17 protein-coding genes are annotated in these 17,084 nt (G+C 65.0%); 11 read left to right on the top strand and 6 right to left on the bottom strand.

Translation table 11 applies throughout. The features are described from left to right. The first annotated feature begins 9 nt into the window (after window positions 1-9). Both ptsP and prfA read left to right on the top strand, forming a co-directional pair. The gene (ptsP, locus tag NLM32_RS03110; protein WP_254127822.1) at window positions 10-2,277 is read left to right on the top strand and encodes a phosphoenolpyruvate--protein phosphotransferase; all 2,268 of its coding nucleotides are present in this window, start codon (window positions 10-12) and stop codon (window positions 2,275-2,277) included. A gap of 57 nt (window positions 2,278-2,334) precedes the next feature. After that, entirely contained in the window at window positions 2,335-3,420 is a 1,086-nt protein-coding gene (gene prfA / locus NLM32_RS03105; protein WP_254127821.1) for a peptide chain release factor 1, read from the top strand. 31 nt (window positions 3,421-3,451) lie between these two features. Here prfA and NLM32_RS03100 read toward each other — a convergent pair whose 3' ends face one another. Together NLM32_RS03100 and NLM32_RS03095 are read right to left on the bottom strand one after the other, a co-directional pair. Next, window positions 3,452-3,922 (bottom strand): MarR family winged helix-turn-helix transcriptional regulator, encoded by a 471-nt coding sequence (locus tag NLM32_RS03100; RefSeq protein WP_254127820.1) that lies wholly within the window; start codon window positions 3,920-3,922, stop codon window positions 3,452-3,454. Between the two features lie 123 nt (window positions 3,923-4,045). Next, window positions 4,046-4,531, bottom strand: a complete 486-nt coding sequence (locus NLM32_RS03095) for a hypothetical protein (protein WP_254127819.1) — start codon at window positions 4,529-4,531, stop codon at window positions 4,046-4,048. Window positions 4,532-4,865: 334 nt separating this feature from the next. On the opposite strand from NLM32_RS03095, the gene NLM32_RS03090 reads away from it, so the two are divergent. The 4 genes from NLM32_RS03090 (at window position 4,866) to NLM32_RS03075 (ending at window position 9,722) form a co-directional block, all read left to right on the top strand. Then, window positions 4,866-6,200 (top strand): substrate-binding protein, encoded by a 1,335-nt coding sequence (locus NLM32_RS03090; protein WP_254127818.1) that lies wholly within the window; start codon window positions 4,866-4,868, stop codon window positions 6,198-6,200. 98 nt (window positions 6,201-6,298) lie between these two features. Beyond that, window positions 6,299-7,174: a branched-chain amino acid ABC transporter permease gene (locus NLM32_RS03085; RefSeq protein ID WP_254127817.1), complete on the top strand. Its 876-nt coding sequence runs from the start codon at window positions 6,299-6,301 to the stop codon at window positions 7,172-7,174. A gap of 11 nt (window positions 7,175-7,185) precedes the next feature. After that, window positions 7,186-9,027 (top strand): ATP-binding cassette domain-containing protein, encoded by a 1,842-nt coding sequence (locus tag NLM32_RS03080; RefSeq protein WP_254127816.1) that lies wholly within the window; start codon window positions 7,186-7,188, stop codon window positions 9,025-9,027. Beyond that, a complete protein-coding gene (locus NLM32_RS03075; protein WP_254127815.1) occupies window positions 9,024-9,722 on the top strand; it encodes an ABC transporter ATP-binding protein in 699 nt (232 codons plus the stop codon). The genes NLM32_RS03080 and NLM32_RS03075 overlap by 4 nt, the downstream gene beginning before the upstream one ends. On the opposite strand, the gene NLM32_RS03070 is transcribed toward NLM32_RS03075, so the two are convergent. After that, window positions 9,719-10,144 (bottom strand): HIT family protein, encoded by a 426-nt coding sequence (locus NLM32_RS03070; RefSeq protein ID WP_254127814.1) that lies wholly within the window; start codon window positions 10,142-10,144, stop codon window positions 9,719-9,721. The genes NLM32_RS03075 and NLM32_RS03070 overlap by 4 nt on opposite strands. A 91-nt stretch (window positions 10,145-10,235) precedes the next feature. Here NLM32_RS03070 and prmC point away from each other — a divergent pair, with 91 nt between their 5' ends. Then, window positions 10,236-11,132: a peptide chain release factor N(5)-glutamine methyltransferase gene (gene prmC, locus NLM32_RS03065; protein ID WP_254127813.1), complete on the top strand. Its 897-nt coding sequence runs from the start codon at window positions 10,236-10,238 to the stop codon at window positions 11,130-11,132. A 463-nt stretch (window positions 11,133-11,595) separates the two neighbouring features. Next, a complete protein-coding gene (locus tag NLM32_RS03060) occupies window positions 11,596-12,384 on the top strand; it encodes a DUF4167 domain-containing protein (RefSeq protein WP_254127812.1) in 789 nt (262 codons plus the stop codon). A 64-nt stretch (window positions 12,385-12,448) separates the two neighbouring features. Here the strand turns inward: NLM32_RS03060 and NLM32_RS03055 are convergent, their stop codons facing one another. Further along, window positions 12,449-13,195, bottom strand: coding sequence for a class I SAM-dependent methyltransferase (locus NLM32_RS03055; RefSeq protein ID WP_254127811.1), 747 nt, complete (start codon window positions 13,193-13,195; stop codon window positions 12,449-12,451). Window positions 13,196-13,303: 108 nt separating this feature from the next. On the opposite strand from NLM32_RS03055, the gene gloB reads away from it, so the two are divergent. From gloB to NLM32_RS03040, 3 genes are all read left to right on the top strand, one after another. Beyond that, entirely contained in the window at window positions 13,304-14,071 is a 768-nt protein-coding gene (gene gloB, locus NLM32_RS03050) for a hydroxyacylglutathione hydrolase (protein WP_254127810.1), read from the top strand. 37 nt (window positions 14,072-14,108) lie between these two features. After that, the gene (locus tag NLM32_RS03045) at window positions 14,109-14,531 is read left to right on the top strand and encodes a cupin domain-containing protein (protein WP_212303588.1); all 423 of its coding nucleotides are present in this window, start codon (window positions 14,109-14,111) and stop codon (window positions 14,529-14,531) included. Window positions 14,532-14,664: 133 nt separating this feature from the next. Then, window positions 14,665-15,348 (top strand): flavin reductase family protein, encoded by a 684-nt coding sequence (locus NLM32_RS03040; RefSeq protein ID WP_254127809.1) that lies wholly within the window; start codon window positions 14,665-14,667, stop codon window positions 15,346-15,348. A 12-nt stretch (window positions 15,349-15,360) separates the two neighbouring features. On the opposite strand, the gene NLM32_RS03035 is transcribed toward NLM32_RS03040, so the two are convergent. After that, entirely contained in the window at window positions 15,361-16,230 is an 870-nt protein-coding gene (locus NLM32_RS03035) for a DMT family transporter (RefSeq protein WP_254127808.1), read from the bottom strand. A 101-nt stretch (window positions 16,231-16,331) separates the two neighbouring features. Next, window positions 16,332-17,057, bottom strand: coding sequence for an acetoacetyl-CoA reductase (phbB, locus tag NLM32_RS03030; protein WP_254127807.1), 726 nt, complete (start codon window positions 17,055-17,057; stop codon window positions 16,332-16,334). Window positions 17,058-17,084: the final 27 nt, after the last annotated feature.

Raw genomic sequence — 17,084 nt, 5'->3', positions numbered from 1 at the left:
TGACGGTTCATGCGGAGCGCGTCGGGAGGTCCCCGCGTCTTGTTGAGACGGCTCCGCGAAACCATGGCGGAGCAGGTCTCGGCCCAGGAGCGGCTGGACAAGATCGTGGTGCTGATCGCCGCCAACATGGTGGCCGAGGTCTGCTCGGTCTATGTGCTGCGCATCGACAACACCCTCGAGCTCTACGCCACCGAAGGCCTCAACCGCGAGGCCGTGCACCATACCGTGCTGAGCGCCCATGAGGGCCTGGTCGGCCTCGTCGCCAGCGAGGCGACGCCGCTCAATTTGAACGACGCCCAGAGCCATCCCGCCTTCTCGTTCCGCCCGGAGACCGGCGAAGAAATCTACCACTCCTTCCTCGGCGTGCCGATCCTGCGCGCCGGCAACACGCTCGGCGTGCTGGTGGTGCAGAACCGCGCCAAGCGCACCTATGTCGAGGAAGAGCTCGAGGCGCTGCAGACCACCGCCATGGTGCTGGCGGAGCTGATCGCGTCGGGCGAATTGTCCGCCCTCGCCCAGCCCGGCGCCGAGCCGGCCGCGCGCCATTCGACGCAAAAGGCCGGCGCGATCCTCTCGGAAGGCATCGCGCTCGGCCACGTCGTGCTGCACGAGCCGCGCGTCGTCATCAAGGACTACATCGCCGAGGATCTGCCGAAGGAGATCAAGCGGCTCGACACCGCGCTCGCCAAGCTGCGCTCGGATCTCGACCGGATGCTCGAGCGCGGCGACGTCGCCGAGGGCGGCGAACATCGCGACGTGCTCGAAGCCTACCGCATGTTCGCCAACGACCAGGGCTGGTCGCACAAGCTGCACGAGGCGGTCGCGACCGGCCTCACGGCGGAAGCCGCGGTCGAACGCGTCCAGTCCGACACCCGCGCCCGCATGCTGCGCGTGACCGATCCCTATTTGCGCGACCGGCTGCACGATCTCGAGGATCTCGGCTATCGCCTGATGCGGCAGCTGGTTGGCCAGGACCATGCGCCCTCGCGCGAGCAGATGCCCGACAATGCCATCGTCATCGCGCGCGCGATGGGACCGGCGGCGCTGCTCGACTACGACCGCAAGCGCCTGCGCGGCATCGTGCTGGAGGAAGGCACCGCCAACTCCCACGTCTCGATCGTGGCACGCGCGCTCGGCATTCCCGCCGTCGGCGAGGTGCCGAACGCGCCCGGCATCGCCGACCCCGGCGACGCCATCATCGTCGACGGCACCTCTGGCGCGATCTATGTGCGGCCCTCGCAGGAAGTCGAGGCCGCCTATGCCGAGCGCGTGCGCTTCCGCGCCCGCCGCCAGGCGCAATATCTGGCGCTGCGCGACCGCCCCTGCGTCACCAAGGACGGCCAGAAGGTCGAGCTGCTGATCAATGCGGGCCTCGCCATCGACCTGCCGCATATCGAGGACACCGGCAGCGCCGGTATCGGCCTGTTCCGCACCGAGCTGCAGTTCATGGTCGGCCAGAGCCTGCCGCGCACCAGCGACCAGCTCGCGCTCTATCGCGCCGTGCTGGATGCCGCAGGCCAGAAGCCCGTCACCTTCCGCACCCTCGACATCGGCGGCGACAAGGCGCTGCCCTACATGGAGACGGTGATCGAGGAGAATCCCGCGCTGGGCTGGCGCGCGATCCGGCTCGGGCTCGACCGTCCCGGCCTGTTGCGCGGGCAGATCCGCGCGCTGCTCCGCGCCGGCGGCGGCCGCGCGCTGCGCATCATGTTCCCGATGATCTCGGAGGTCGCCGAGTTCGATTCCGCGAAAGCGCTGGTCGAGCGCGAGCTGACCTATCTGCGCCAGCACGGCCACACGTTGCCGGAGCGCATCGACATCGGCACCATGGTCGAGGTGCCGGCGCTGCTCTATCAGATGGACGAACTGCTGAAGAAGGTCGACTTCATCTCGGTCGGCTCCAACGATCTGTTCCAGTTCCTGTTCGCGGTCGACCGCGGCAATGCCAAGGTCTCCGAGCGCTTCGACACCATGTCGACGCCGATCCTGCGGGCGCTGCGCGACATCGCCCGCAAATCGCAGACGGCACAAAAATCGCTGTCGCTCTGCGGCGAGATGGCCTCCAAGCCTATCGGCGCGCTGGCGCTGATCGCAATGGGCTACCGCTCGCTGTCGTTGTCGGCGACCGCGCTTGGCCCGGTCAAGGCGATGGTGATCGACCTCGACGCCAAGAAGGCCGAAGCGATGCTTGGGCCGCTGCTGGATGCGCCGACCGGCAGCGTCTCGATCCGGCAGAAGCTGACGGAATTTGCCGAGGCCGAAGGCCTGGCGTTGTAGCGGGCCTGCCGCCCGTCTGCGCCGCCTCGCCTCCCTCCGCCTTTTGAGACCAAACCGATGTCGTCACTCCCCGAAGCCAAACTGGACGTTCTGCTCGCGCATCATGCCTCTCTCGAGGCCGAATCGCTGGGCCAGCTCTCCTCCGAGCGCTATGTGCAGGTCACGCGCGAGCTCGCCGAGATCAACCCGCTGATCGAAGCAGTGAAGACGTATCGTGCTGCCGTGAAAGAACTCGCCGACACCGAGGCGCTGATCGCCGATCCCGCGACCGATGCCGAGATGCGCAGCATGGCGGAGGCCGAGCGCGACGAGCTCAATCCGAAGATCGAGGATCTGGTCCAGAAGATCCGCGTCGCGCTGCTGCCCAAGGACGCCATGGACGACCGCAACGTCGTGCTGGAAATCCGCGCCGGCACCGGCGGCGACGAGGCCTCGCTGTTCGCCGGCGATCTGTTCCGGATGTACGAGCGCTTTGCCGCCTTGCAGGGTTGGAAGGTCGAGGTGATCTCGGCGAGCGAAGGCACCGTCGGCGGCTTCAAGGAAATCATCGCGGAGGTGCAGGGCCGCGGCGCGTTCTCCAAGCTGAAGTTCGAGTCCGGCGTGCACCGCGTGCAGCGCGTGCCCGACACCGAAACGCAGGGGCGCATCCACACATCCGCCGCCACCGTCGCGGTGCTTCCCGAGGTCGAGGACGTCGACGTCGAGATCAAGAATGACGATCTGCGCATCGAGACCATGCGCGCGCAAGGCGCAGGCGGCCAGCACGTCAACAAGACCGAATCGGCCATCCGCATCACCCACATCCCGACCGGCATCGTGGTGATGATGCAGGACAGCCGCTCGCAGCATAAGAACCGCGCGTCCGCCATGAACATCCTGCGCTCGCGCATCTACGACGCCGAACGGCAGCGCGTCGACGCCGCGCGCTCGGCCGAGCGCAAGGAGAAAGTCGGCTCCGGCGATCGCAGCGAGCGCATCCGCACCTATAATTTCCCGCAAGGACGCGTCACCGACCACCGCATCAACCTGACGCTCTACAAGCTGCCGCAGGTGATCGCCGGCGAAGCGCTCGGCGAATTGACCGATGCGCTGACCACCGAGCACCAGGCCGCACAGCTCGCCGCGCAGGGCGCGGCGGCGTAAGCCTCAGCGCAGCTTGATCAGCGCGTTATAATCAGCGCGTCTTGGCCTTGAACGATCGCAGGATCTTGGCCAGCGCGGGTGCTGCGGCACTCAACTCGTCCAGATGGATGCGCGACAGCGAGCGCAGCTTCTGCTCGCCCTTGGCCGTCAGCCTGACCAGGACGCGCCGCGCATCCGCGGGATCGGCCTCACGGCCGATCAGCTTCAGCTTCGCCATGCGATCCACGAGTTCGACGGCGGTGTGGTGCCGGATCAGGAGAAAGCCGGCGATGTCGCCGACGCTGGCGCCGTTGGGGTCGGCCAGTCCCTTGATCGCCAGCAGCGCCTGATGCTGCTGCGGCGTCAGCCCGGCGTTCTGGGCCGCCGTCTCGCTGAAGGCCAGGAAGGTGCGGAGCTGATAGCGGAATTGCGCCAGTGCCGTGTAGTCGGCCTCGCGCATCGCGCCGCCCTTCGAGGGCGCCGCGGAGGCCGCGCGTCCCGTCTTCCGCTTTGAGTCAGTCATTCCCTGCTTTCGACGTCGCGCCCGCCGATGGCGCGGGCGCCGCCGAGATTAGCAAGGAAGGCGCGGCGGAACCAACCGACGGTCGGCACGGATGCACACATATCGGCGGCCTCGCAGGCCGGCCTATTCGAAGCTGGACAGCAGGATTTTCACCAGGATGACCTGAAACGCGATCGGGATGCGGACGCTCTTCCGCCGGATCGAGCGCTGCAGGGCACCGGCGATCTCCGCGCTGGTCAGGGCGCCGGCCGATGCGTTGGCAATCAGCTCCGCCCACATCTGCGACAGCGAGCCGCCGGGCGCAATCACCGGCTTGATGGTGACGCCGCAGCCCTGCGCCCAGTCGACGATCTCCCGCATCGTGTGCGGACCGCAATTGCGCGCGGTGGCGAGACGCTCGGCCGTCAACGCGCGCAGCAGTTCGCGCGAAGGCGACCAATTTCCTTTCGGCGGCTGCTCGCCGGTGAGCTCGACCGCGAGCTCCTTCAGGACATTCTGGGCGCGCACGCTCAACCGCTTCATCGGCACCGGCGCGCGCTTCGCCTGACCGGCGCCGACGGCCGGTCCCCGCTCGCCGGCCGGCCGGCTGCGCGGGTCGTTGCCCTCCATGGGCCACGCCGCCTCGGGCCGCTCCGCCTCCTGCGGCCAGGATCGTCGCTTCCCGCGACCCGCCACTATCGTCTGCCGCGCCATCTCTCTCGCCGAACCCGCCGCCTCGTACTCACAAAGACTAATATATATCGTGATCCGATATGTTTTCACGACATAATTTTCGTCGTTCGACCAAAGGCGAAATTGACAGAAGGCCTTCACAAGCAATGCTTACGTCCAAGAGCTACACGCGGATGTGACGTGCCCGGCGCGGGCCGGCCTGTGAGGCCGGCCGCCGCCGGACAGGTCGTGTTTTGCCTGCAAACAAGAACGATGTTCGGAGGAAACGACCATGACTGACGATCTCATTCGCCGCGGCCTCTCGCGCCGTGGCCTGCTCCAGACCACGGCGGGCCTCATCGGCGGCTCGATGCTGCCGGCGATGCCGGCCTTTGCCGAGGACAAGCCGGCGATCGGCTCCTATCCCACGGGCGTGTCGGGTTCCACCGCCTTCATCGGCATCTCGGTGCCGCGCACCGGAACCTATGCCGTGCAGGGCGAGGACGAGCTCAAGGGCTATCAGCTCGCGATCGAGCACATCAATGAAGGACACGAGCTGATCAAGAAGATCTCGCCCAAGACCAGCAAGGGCGTGCTCGGCAAGGAGCTGAAGTTCGGCGTCGCCGACTCTGCCGCCAAGCCGAACGAAGCGGTGCAGGCGCAGCAGCGCTTCATCAGCGAGAACAAGGCAATCATGATCACAGGCGGCACGTCGAGCGCCGTTGCGGTCGCGTTGAACAAGCTCGCCCAGCGCGAGCACGTGCTGTTCGTCTGCGGCATCTCCGGCTCGAACGACACCACCGGCAAGGACTGCGTGCGCTACGGCGTGCGTCAGAACTTCTTCGGCCAGACTGCGGCGGCCGCGATCGGCCCGGTGATGGTGCGGGAGTTCGGCAAGGGCAAGAAGGCCGCGTATCTGACGCCAGACTACACCTACGGCCACACCGTCACCAAGTCGATGCAGGACTTCCTCGCGACGGCCGGCTGGACCACCGTGACCAATCAGGTCGCCCCGCTCGGCGCCCCCGACTATTCCTCGTATCTATTGAACGTCGCCAACTCCGGCGCGGACGTGCTCATCAACGTCAACTGGGGCCATGACGCGGTACTGTCGACCCAACAAGCAAAACAGTTCGGCGTGCTCGACAAGATGAAGCTGGTCGTCCCCTACCAGGTGCCGTTCATCGCGCGCGAGACCGGCGGCCTGATGCAGGGCGTCTATGCCGCCACCGACTATTGGTGGACGATCGAAGACAAGTTCCCGCTGGCCAAGATGTTCAACGAGGCCTTCGAGAAGAAGTACGGCTACAAGCCGGAATGGGGCGCCGAGAACGCCTATGTCAGCTTCGCGCACTGGGCCCACATGTGCGAGCAGGCCGGCAGCTTCAATCCGCCCGACGTGATCAAGGCCTATGAGAAGGGCGAGACGATCCCCTCGCTGGTCGGGGACGTGCATTACCGCCCCGAGGATCACCAGTGCGTTCGCCCGGTGATCATCGTCAAGGGCAAGCAGCAGAAGGACATGAAGAACAAGGAAGACTGGTACGACGTCGTCGAGATCGTCCCGGGTGAAGGCCTGATGCAGAAACCGGACGCGTTCGGCTGCCATCTCGGCGACTACACCTGAGCACGCGCTAACCCCTGTGACGCCGTAGGCCCTACTCTGAACCTGCGGCGTCACCTTTTTGACGCAAGCTCATCGCACGTCACAACAGCGATCGTCGCATGATTAGTTGGCCCAACCTCGTTTCGCAGCTTTTCAACGGGCTCGCGCTCGGCGCCCTGCTCGCGCTGATCAGCTCCGGCCTGACCATCATCTACGGCACGCTCGGCGTGCTCAACCTCGCGCACGGCGCGATGTTCATGATCGGCGGCTATGCCGGCTTCGTCACCTATCAGTACACGGAATCGTTCATCCTCGCCGTGATCGCAGGCTCGCTGTTCGTGATGCTGCTCGGCGTCGTGATGGAGCGCGTCATCATCCGCCATTTCTATCATCGCCCCCACGAGGATCAGTTGCTCGTGACCTTCGGGCTCGGCATCTGCTTCGTCGAGCTCGTGCGCCTGATCTTTTCGAGCCAGTCGCAGCTGGTGCCGCCGCCGGCCCTGTTCCAGGGCATCACCAATCTCGGCTTCATGTTCTATCCGACCTATCGCCTGGCCGTGGTCGGCATCGTGGCAATCGCGCTGGGCGCGCTGTTCATCATCCTCTACCGCACTCGGCTCGGCATGATCGTGCGCGCCGGCATCGAGGATTCGGTGATGGTCGATTCGCTCGGCATCAACGTCTACCGCGTCTTCATGATCGTGTTCGGGATCGGCGCGATGGCCGCCGGCTTTGCCGGCATCGTCAACGCGCCGGTGGTGTCGCTGACACCGGGTATCGGCGACGACATCCTGGTCCAGACCTTCGTGGTGGTGGTGATCGGCGGCGTCGGCTCGTTCCCCGGCGCGATCCTCGGCGGCCTGATCGCCGGCGAGATCATCAGCGTCACCTCCATGTTCAACCCCGGCTACGCCTATGTGATGCTGTTTGCGGCGATGACGCTCGTGCTCGTGGTGCGACCGCATGGCCTGCTCGGCGTGCAGGGCCGCGAGTAAGTGATCCGCTGATGCTCAAGCAATGTCCGTTCCTGATCGAGACCCTGACCGCCATCGGCCTGATCGTGGCTCCCTTCGTGCTGCCCCATCTCGGCTTTGCGCCGAACACGGTGAACCGGATCCTGGTCTGGGGCCTGTTCGGCCTCGGCTTCGACATCCTGTTCGGCTTCACCGGTCTCTTGTCGTTCGGCCAGTCCGCCTTCTACGGCACCGGCGGCTTCGTCGCCGCTTACCTCTTGACTCGCGCCGGCTTCAGCAACGTGCTGGGCGCGCTGGTCATCGGCATGATCGCGGCGGCGGCGACCGGCTATCTGATCGGCCTGATCGCGCTGCGCCGCACCGGCATCTACTTCGCCATGATCACGGTGGCGATCGCGGAAGTGTTTTTCTTCGTCGAGTTCAATCCGCTCTCGGATTTCACCGGCGGCGAGAACGGCCTGCCGGGCGTGCCGACCCCGAGCTTCAATCTCGGCTTCACCACCATTCACTTCACCAATGGCTGGTCGCTCTATCAGTTCATCGCGCTGTGCTATTTCATCGGCGTCATCATCGCACTCAGGATCGTGCGCTCGCCGGTTGGCGCGATTCTGAGCGCGATCCGGGACAATCCGCTGCGCGCGACCGCCGTCGGCCACAACATCCACGGCTACAAGCTGACCGCCTTCGTGATCGCCGCGGCTTATGCGGGCTTCGCCGGCGGCCTGCTCGGCGTGCTCCAGGCCTTCATGCCGCCCGACGCCTTCACCTTCGATACCTCCGGCCAGCTCGTGATGCAGACCGCCATCGGCGGCCGCGGCACGTTGTTCGGCCCGCTGGTCGGCGCCACCGTCTGGCTGTTCCTGCAGGACTTCCTGCAGTCCGCGCTGGGCTTGGGCGCCGCCTGGAAGCTCGTGCTCGGCGTGGTGTTCGTGCTGCTGGTCTGCTTCCTGCGCGGCGGTATCGTCGGCGGCCTTGTCGATCTCTACGGCCTCATGTCCGGCAAGCGAGCCCGGAAGGCTATGGAGACGGAGGAGGCCGAGGTCGAAGCGCCGCACCTGGTCCCGCCTGCACCGATGCGGGCCAAGGAGGTCGAGCATCCCGTCTATTCCGGCCCCATCCTCAAAGCCGCTGGTCTCACCAAGCGTTACGGCGGCCTCGTCGCCAATAGCGACATCGACTTCAGCGTCAATCAGGGCGAGCTGCGCGGCATCATCGGCCCCAACGGCGCCGGCAAATCGACCTTCTTCAAGATGCTGACCTGCGAGGTCCCGCCGACCTCCGGCCAGATCATGTTCGAGGGCCGCGACATCACGGGCCTGAAGGTCACCGAAGTCTGCCAGCTCGGCTTGACCAAGAGCTACCAGGTCAATCAGCTCTTCACGGGTCTCACGGTGCGGCAGAACCTGACGATCGCAGCGCTCGCAGAGCTGCGCGGAAAGTTCCGGCTCGACCTGTTCCGCACGCTCGCCGGCGTCAAGGGCCTGACGGAGCAGGTGGAGCACACGCTCGCGCTGGTCAATTTGACCCGCCGCGCCGACACGCCCGTGTCGGAGCTCGCCTATGGCGAAAAACGCAGGCTGGAGATCGGGCTTGCACTCGCGACATCGCCGCGCCTGCTGTTGCTCGACGAGCCGCTCGCCGGCATGAGTCCGCGCGAGCGCGTCGAGACCGTGAAGCTGCTCAAATCGATCGCGCGCGGACGCACCATGATCATCATCGACCACGACATGGATTCGCTGTTCGAGCTGGTCGAGCGCGTGACGGTGCTGCAGGAGGGCCGGGTGCTGGTCTCCGGAAGCCCAGAAGAAATCAAGACCAACGCCGCGGTGCAGGAAGCCTATCTCGGCGGCGTGCACGGAGAGATCGCCGCATGAGCCTGATCGAGGTCAACGGCCTGAACAGCTATTACGGCGACTCGCACATCCTGTTCGACGTCGACATGCATGTCGAACGTCACGAGGTGGTGGCGCTGCTCGGCCGCAACGGCGCCGGCAAGAGCACCACGCTGAAGAGCCTGATGGGCGTCGTGACGCCGCGCAGCGGCAGCGTGAAGTTCGACGGCATCGACATCGCCGGGCGCAGGAGCCACAAGATCGCACAGGCCGGCATGCAGCTCGTGCACGAGGAGCGGCGCATCTTCGGCAGCCTGTCGGTGGAGGAGAACATCGTCCTCGCCGGCATCACCGCCCCGAAACGCTGGCCGCTCGGCCGCATCTACGAGATGTTCCCGCGGCTGAAGGAGCGGCGCGGCAATCGCGGCACGGAGCTCTCCGGCGGCGAGCAGCAGATGCTCGCAATCGCACGCGCCCTGGTGCGCGATCCCAAGATCGTGCTGCTGGACGAACCGTTCGAAGGATTGGCACCCGTCATCGTCCACGATCTCGTCAAGGCCTGCCGCGAGCTCGCGGCCGCCGGTCAGACCATCGTGCTGGTCGAGCAAAATCTTGCGGCAACACTGGCGCTGGCGACGCGGATCTACATCATCAACAACGGCCACATCGTTCACGAAGGGCCGGCGCAGGAGCTCAAGGCCCAGCCCGAATTGCTGCAGCGCTATCTCGGCGTTTAGCTGCCGATCGCCGCGATCATCCGCTTGGCATGCTCGGCGAGCACGGTCATGTCCTCCTTGCGCGTCTGCGCCGGCAGCAGCTCGACGCCGGCCCTGACCGGCATGACATGCATGTGCAGGTGAAGGACCACCTGCCCGCTGGCCGGCTCGCTGAACTGCTGCAGGATAATCCCCTCCGCATCGAACGCCTTCATCGACGCAATCGCAACCCGCTTCGCGGTCCGGGCGACCGCGGCGAGATCATCGTCGGCAATATCGAGGATTCCGCGCGCCGGCGCCCTCGGAATCACCAGCGTATGCCCCGGCGAGCGCGGCATGATGTCCAGGAAAGCGAAGCTGCGATCATCCCTGAATACCTCGAAGCAGGGAATCTCGCCGCGCAGGATCTTCGCGAAGACGTTCTGATCGTCATAGGCCGTCATGGATGCCCTCCTTCGCTGCGCGGTGCGATCAAACGCGCTCCTTTCCGTTGACGCAAGCAATGCCGCCGATCTATCCACGATGCCAGGCAGGATGGCTCCATTGGCGACAGGTTTCGAATCCGGACACAGCATCGAGAGTGCGCGACGCGCGCTCACGGCGCGTCTGCAATCCGCCGGCATCGAAGAGCCCTCCCTCGATGCACGCCTGCTCGTCGGCGCCGCGTTGGGGCTCGACCTGACCGGCCTGATCACGCAGGCGGCGCGACACCTCACGCCGGAGGAGGCCGCACGGCTCGAAGCATATGCGCAGCGGAGGCTCGCACATGAACCGGTCGCCCGCATTCTCGGCACGCGGGAATTCTGGGGCCTGCCGTTCCGCCTCTCCGAGGCGACGCTGGTGCCGCGGCCGGACACCGAGACGGTGGTCGAGCTGGCACTCGAGATTTTCCGCGAAGGCGCGATCGCGGGACGGCGCCCGCGTATCGCCGACATCGGCACCGGATCGGGCGCGATCCTGCTCGCGCTGCTGCACGAGATTCCCGAGGCATTCGGTGTCGGCACCGATCTCAGCCTCACTGCACTCGGCACCGCCAAGGGCAATGCGGCCACCCTCGGCCTCGCCGACCGCGCGGCGTTCGTCGCCTGCTCCTATGCATCCGCGCTTCACGGTCCATTCGATCTGATCGTATCGAATCCGCCCTATATTCCCGCCGGGGAAATTCCGAAACTGAGCCTCGAGGTGCGCGAGCACGATCCGCATCTGGCGCTCGATGGCGGCAATGACGGCTATGACGCCTACCGCGCCCTGATACCGCAGGCGGCCGAGCGGCTCGTGCCCGGCGGCGCCCTGATCGTCGAGGCCGGACAGGGCCAGGCTGACGATATCCAGGCCTTGATGGCGGCCGCCGCGTTATCGATCGACAGGCCGCCCAGGGCCGACCTGGCGGGCATTCCCAGAGCGGTCTCGGCCCGAAAAATGCCCCCATAAAAGCCGGATTGGGCTCGAAAAAACCTCTTGGAATATCCCTTGGGAACGACTACCTTCCGATCAACACATCGGTGTCGGCCCCGTAGACCTACGGGCGAAAGCCGGGCTCTCAGGCGAGAGCTTCACTGATTTAAGGTTCCAAGCCGCAGGTCCTGTTAAGCGCGATAGCCCATTGAGGTACGCTGCTTTCCGACCGCAACGTGAACGAAAGCCTGATATTGCGCTTGAAGACTTACGCAACAAAGCAGGGCTTGTTTCGGCAGGCGATATGAATGGGTTCGCTGGCAATCAATGCTGGCGGGTGGGGAACGCGTCTTTGTTGAACGCGACGGTCGACGAACATCGGCAGGGTTCAATCCGCTCTTGCGCGCGGTGCGCGTGAGGCATGTGAACCGCTGTCATCAGGTCACTCCTAGCAATCAGTAATGCGTGCAACCTTTAGGGCTGGAATTAAAGGCAGGACATGAGAAACGGTCAGAACAAGCAGCGGATGCGCAACCGCAACAATAATAACAACAACAATAACCGGCGCGGCCAGAACCCGATGACCCGGGTCTACGAATCGAACGGCCCCGACATCAAGATCCGTGGCACCGCCTCGCACATCGCCGAAAAATATCTTCAGCTTGCGCGTGACGCGCGCTCCTCCGGCGACCCGGTTGCCGCCGAAAACTACTACCAACACGCCGAGCATTATTTTCGCCTGATCGCGGCGGCCCAGGAACAGTTCCGCCAGAACCAGCAGCCGCGCGGCGACGAGCCCATCAGCACCTCGAGCGGTGACGACGGCGAGGACGACGGCGAGAATTTCTCGAATTTCGGCCAGGAGCCCGGCTTCGTTCCGCAGCCGCCGCAGCAGCAACAGCCCTATCAGCGTGACGGCCAGCGCGATCACAATCGTGACTACCAGCAGCGCGACAACAACCAGCAGCCCTATCAGCGCGATCAGCAGCAGCCGCGCGAACACCGCGAACGCGACCATCGTCCGCAGCCGCAATATCAGCAGCACCAGCCGCAGCCTCCGAACCAGCCGCAGCCCGTCATCGCCGATGCCGGCAACGTCGATCGCCTGCCGTCCTTCATCACCGGCGCGCAGCCGCAGACGAACGGCGCTCCGGGTGGCTTCGAAGGCGGCAATAGCGGCGGTGGCGAACGTTTCCCGCGGCGGCGCCGCCGGCCGCATAACGGCCCGCGCCCCGAGCGCGAGGCTGCTCCTGCCGCGTCCGGCGACGATCTCGCCCCGAGCGAGTGAGCCGCAACCAGATTTTCGGATTTACGAAGCATGATCGTCCCGGCCTCGCCGGGACGATTTGTTTTCAGCCCCGTGTCACCGTCGTCGAGGACGGCACCAGTACCGGCTTTGCCAGCGAGGGAATCAGCCGCGCCCGTTCGCGCTTGGCGGGGATCGCGCGATAGACCTGCTTGGTCGCTTCGACGATGTGGACGCCGGCAAATGGCAGCGACAGCGCAGCACCGGCACGCTCCCACATCTGCGCCGATTTCAGCACCCAGCGGCCCGCATAAGGCGGCATGAACAAGGCCTCGCCCCAGCCGGTCGGCGTGAACCAGGTCTGGCGCAACAGGTCGGTGATCTGCGAGCGCGAATAGGGACGGCCATGGCCGAACGGCGTATTGTCACTGCGTGTCCACACGCCGCGCCTGTTCGGGATCACCGCCATGACACGGCCGGACGGCGACAGCACCCGCCAGACCTCCCGCAACAGCGCAGCCGGATCGTCGGACATCTCGAGCGCATGGACCAGCAGGATGCGGTCCACCGCGGCATCGGGAAGCGGCAGCGAGAACTCATCGACCAGCGCCGCCAGCGCGGGCCGCCCCGTGGGCCATTTCAACACGCCCTGGGCCGCCGGCATGAAGGCGATGCAGCGCTCCGCGTCCTCGCGGAACAGCCCGAGATAGGGCGTGGGATAGCCGATGCCGAGCACGCGCTGGCCCTCGGCATTCGGCCAGCGCTCCCGGATGCCGCGATTGATCATCTGCCGCGCCACGATGCCGAGGCGCCGGGAATAGAACTCTCTGAGGTCAACGACGTCGATGCTCATGACGGCAATGTAACATGCACAAGGCGGCGGCCGCGCGCTGAATATTGCATTGCCTGCGCAACGTTAACGCCATATTTGTCTGACGGGGCTGAGCGCGATGGAGATGTCATGGCCGCCGAAATTCGTACTTTCAACTGTTTAAACGACAATTTCGGTTATCTGATCCACGATGTGGAAACCAAGGCAACCGCCTCGATCGACGCGCCGGAAGCCGGCCCCATTATCAAGGCGCTGGAGCGCGAGGGCTGGCAGCTCACCGATATCCTGATCACCCATCATCATGGCGATCATGTCGGCGGGGTCGCCGAACTCAAGCAGAAATACAATTGCCGCGTCGTCGCGCCGCATGACAAGACGACGAAGATCGCCGATGTCGATTTGCGGGTCGCCAATGGCGACGTGGTCAAGGTCGGCGCGCTGCTCGGGCGCGTGCTGGAAACACCCGGCCATACGCTCGACCATATCTCCTACGTGTTCGACACCGAGAAGACGCTGTTCGCCGCCGACACGCTGTTCTCGATCGGCTGCGGCCGCGTGTTCGAAGGCAACTATCCGATGATGTGGGATTCGCTGTTGAAGCTGCGGGCCTTGCCCGACGACTTCAAGCTCTATTGCGGCCACGAATACACGGCCTCCAACGTCAAGTTCGCGCTGACCATCGATCCCGACAATGCGGCCCTCCAGGCGCGCGCTGCGGAAGTGACGCGGCTGCGCGCGGACAACAAGCCGACCATCCCCTCACTGCTTGGTGATGAGAAGCGAGCAAATGTGTTCCTGCGCGCTGATGAACCGTCGGTCGCAGCCAGGCTACACATGAAGGGCGCGGATGCCGCCGTCGTGTTCGGCGAGCTGCGCGAACGCAAAAACAAGTCCTGAAATACAAGTTTTGACGATCAAGTCCTGACGGGGATCGATGCCGACCGCAGCCGAGATCATCGCGCGCCTGGAGCTCCGCCCACACCCCGAGGGCGGACACTATCGCGAGACCTTTCGCGACCAGACCACCGACGCCAATGGCCGCTCGCGCTCGACCCTCATCTACTTCCTGCTTGCGCGCGGCGAGCGCTCGCACTGGCATCGCATCGATGCAGTCGAGACCTGGCACTATTACGCCGGCAGCCCGTTGACACTGCGCATCGCCCATGAAGGCTGCTCCCAGCACGAGGTGCGGCTCGGCACGGATCTCGTGAGCGGCGAGCGGCCGCAGGCGATCGTGCCGGCGGATGCGTGGCAGATGGCGGAGACCACCGGCGAGTGGACGCTGGTCGGCTGCACCGTGGCGCCTGCCTTCGAGTTCGCAAAATTCGAGCTCGCGCCGAAGGGTTGGGAGCCCTAGCTATCGTCTCGACACGTTTTCTTCACGCGAACCGGTATCCGCTGCGCTCGAAAGCGCTCTGCTCGATCTGGAATCGGTGGGTTCGATCCGGTCAACACCGTAGGACGGCGCTCTCAACAAAGAGGAGCGCACGATGCACGGAACACTCGATCCCGCCGCCGTCCAGATCGACCCGGCCATTTTATATTTCGGAACGCCGGTCGTCCTGATCGGATCGACCAACGAGGACGGATCGCACAATCTCGCGCCGATGTCTTCGGCATGGTGGGTGGGATGGCGTTGCATGCTCGGGCTCGCAAGCAATTCCAAGACCACCGAGAACATGATTCGCACCGGCGAATGCGTGCTCAATCTGCCATCTGCCGCCCTTGTCGCCGCCGTCGACCGGCTCGCGCGCACCACCGGCTCGAATCCCGTGCCGCCAGGCAAACTCTATCGCGGTTACCGGCACGAAAAGGACAAGTTCGGCCACAGCGGATTGACCGCGCAAGCGGGCGAGACGGTCAACGCTCCCCGCGCGATCGAATGCCCGGTGCAGATGGAAGCAAAGGTCGCCCACGTGCATGAGATGGCGCAGGACGATGCTGTCTGGCGCGGCAATCTCGCTGCGATCGAGGTCCGCATCACCCGCGTGCACGCGCATCCCGACATCATGATGGACGGGACAAGCAACCGCATCGACCCCGACAAATGGCGGCCGCTGATTCTCAGCTTCCAGGAATTCTATGGCCTGACGCCGCAACGTCTGCAGCGCTCGGAGCTCGGACAGATTCCGGAGACGATGTATCGGCCGCCGGGCTGGCAGCCGGCGCTTTGATGCGCCTCAGCCTCACCGCTTGCGCAGCACCATATCCTTTGCCGCGATCAGACCGCCGCCGGCGATCAGGACAGCGGCAATCGCAATGTTGGCGCTGGCCTTGGCAAAGCCGGCGGCAATGAGAAAGCCGGTCGACAACAGGGGTGTCGCGTAGGAGGCGGCACCGAGCACGCGGATATCGCCACGCTTCATGCCGACGTCCCATGCGTAGAAGGCCGCGCCGACGGGGCCGATGCCGAGTGCGATCACGGCGAGCCATTGCAAATTCGTCTCGGGCCACACCGTGGTTTCGAGCAGACCATGCATCAGCGCGGCGAGCACCGATGTGGCGAGGCAGAAGCCCGCGACCGCATCGGTTGGCACCGCCTTCAATCGTCGCGACAGCACCGAATAGGTTGCCCAGACGAACGCGGCGATAAAGGCCGCAACCAATCCCGGCACCGCGCCCGGCGCGAAGCCGGAGGTATTGCCGGCAAACAGCAGCACGGTGCCGACGAGACCGAGCACGGCGCCGATGACGTGATGCACGGCAAGCCGCTCGCCCGGCAGGAACGACGAGAACAACACGATCAGCAACGGCCACATGTAGTTCAGAAGGCCGGCTTCGGCCGGCGGCGCGAAGCGCAGCGCGAGGAAATAGAGCGCGTGATAGCCGAACAGGCCGCCAACGCCGACCAGCCACACGACGAGCGGCTGACGCAGGCTTTTCGCGGCATCGCCGCGGCCGATCCAGGTGAGCAGGCCGACGAGACCACCGATCGCAAACGTCATCGCGGCGAGCTGGAACGCCGGGATCTTGCCGGTCGCCACCGTCATTACCGACAACAACGACCACATCAGGATCGCGGTCAGTCCGATCAGTGTGGCGGTGCGCGGGGTCATGGATAAAAGGGCTCTGAGGACGCTTATGCCCGGCACGAGGCCGGGCACTTGCGTCTTCACTATCGCCTTGTCTCGCCCAACGCTACAGGCTTGACGTCATATCAGGCGTGATACTGACCGCCATTGATGGTGAGGGTCGAGCCGGTGATGAAGCCGGCATCGTCGGCCGCCAGGAACACGACCGCGCGCGCGATCTCTTCGGGCTCGCCGAGCCGGTTGACGGGGATCTGCGGGATCACGTTCTTCTCCAGCACGTCCTTCGGCACGGCCTGCACCATCTCGGTGTTGATATAGCCAGGCGCAATGGCGTTGACGGTGATGCCGCCCTTGGCGTTCTCGATTGCGAGCGCCTTGGTGAAGCCGATGTCGCCGGCCTTTGCCGCGGAATAATTGACCTGGCCGAACTGCCCCTTCTGGCCGTTGATCGACGAGATCGAGATGATGCGGCCGAACTTGCGCGCCCGCATGCCCTCGATCACCTGACGGGTCATGTTGAACAGCGAGCCGAGATTGGTGTTGATCACCGCGTTCCACTGCTCGAGCGTCATCTTGTGGAAGGCGGTGTCACGGGTGATGCCGGCATTGTTGACGAGCACATCGACCGGACCGAGCTCGGCCTCGACCTTCTTCACGCCCTCGGCGCAGGCATCGAAATTGCTGACGTCCCATTTGTAGACGGCGATGCCGGTCTCGGCCTTGAACTTCTCCGCCGCGGCATCATTGCCGGCATAGCTCGCCGCGACCTTGTAGCCGGCAGCCTTCAGCGCCTTGCTGATCGCAGCTCCGATACCCCGCGTACCACCCGTCACCAATGCAACTCGTGCCATATCGTATTCCTTCCCTTGGACTCTTCG

The organism is Bradyrhizobium sp. CCGUVB14, assembly GCF_024199935.1.
Classification (GTDB): Bacteria; Pseudomonadota; Alphaproteobacteria; order Rhizobiales; family Xanthobacteraceae; genus Bradyrhizobium.
The sequence above is the reverse complement of the archived record's forward strand: the minus strand, read 5'-3'. Positions and strand labels throughout refer to the sequence as shown.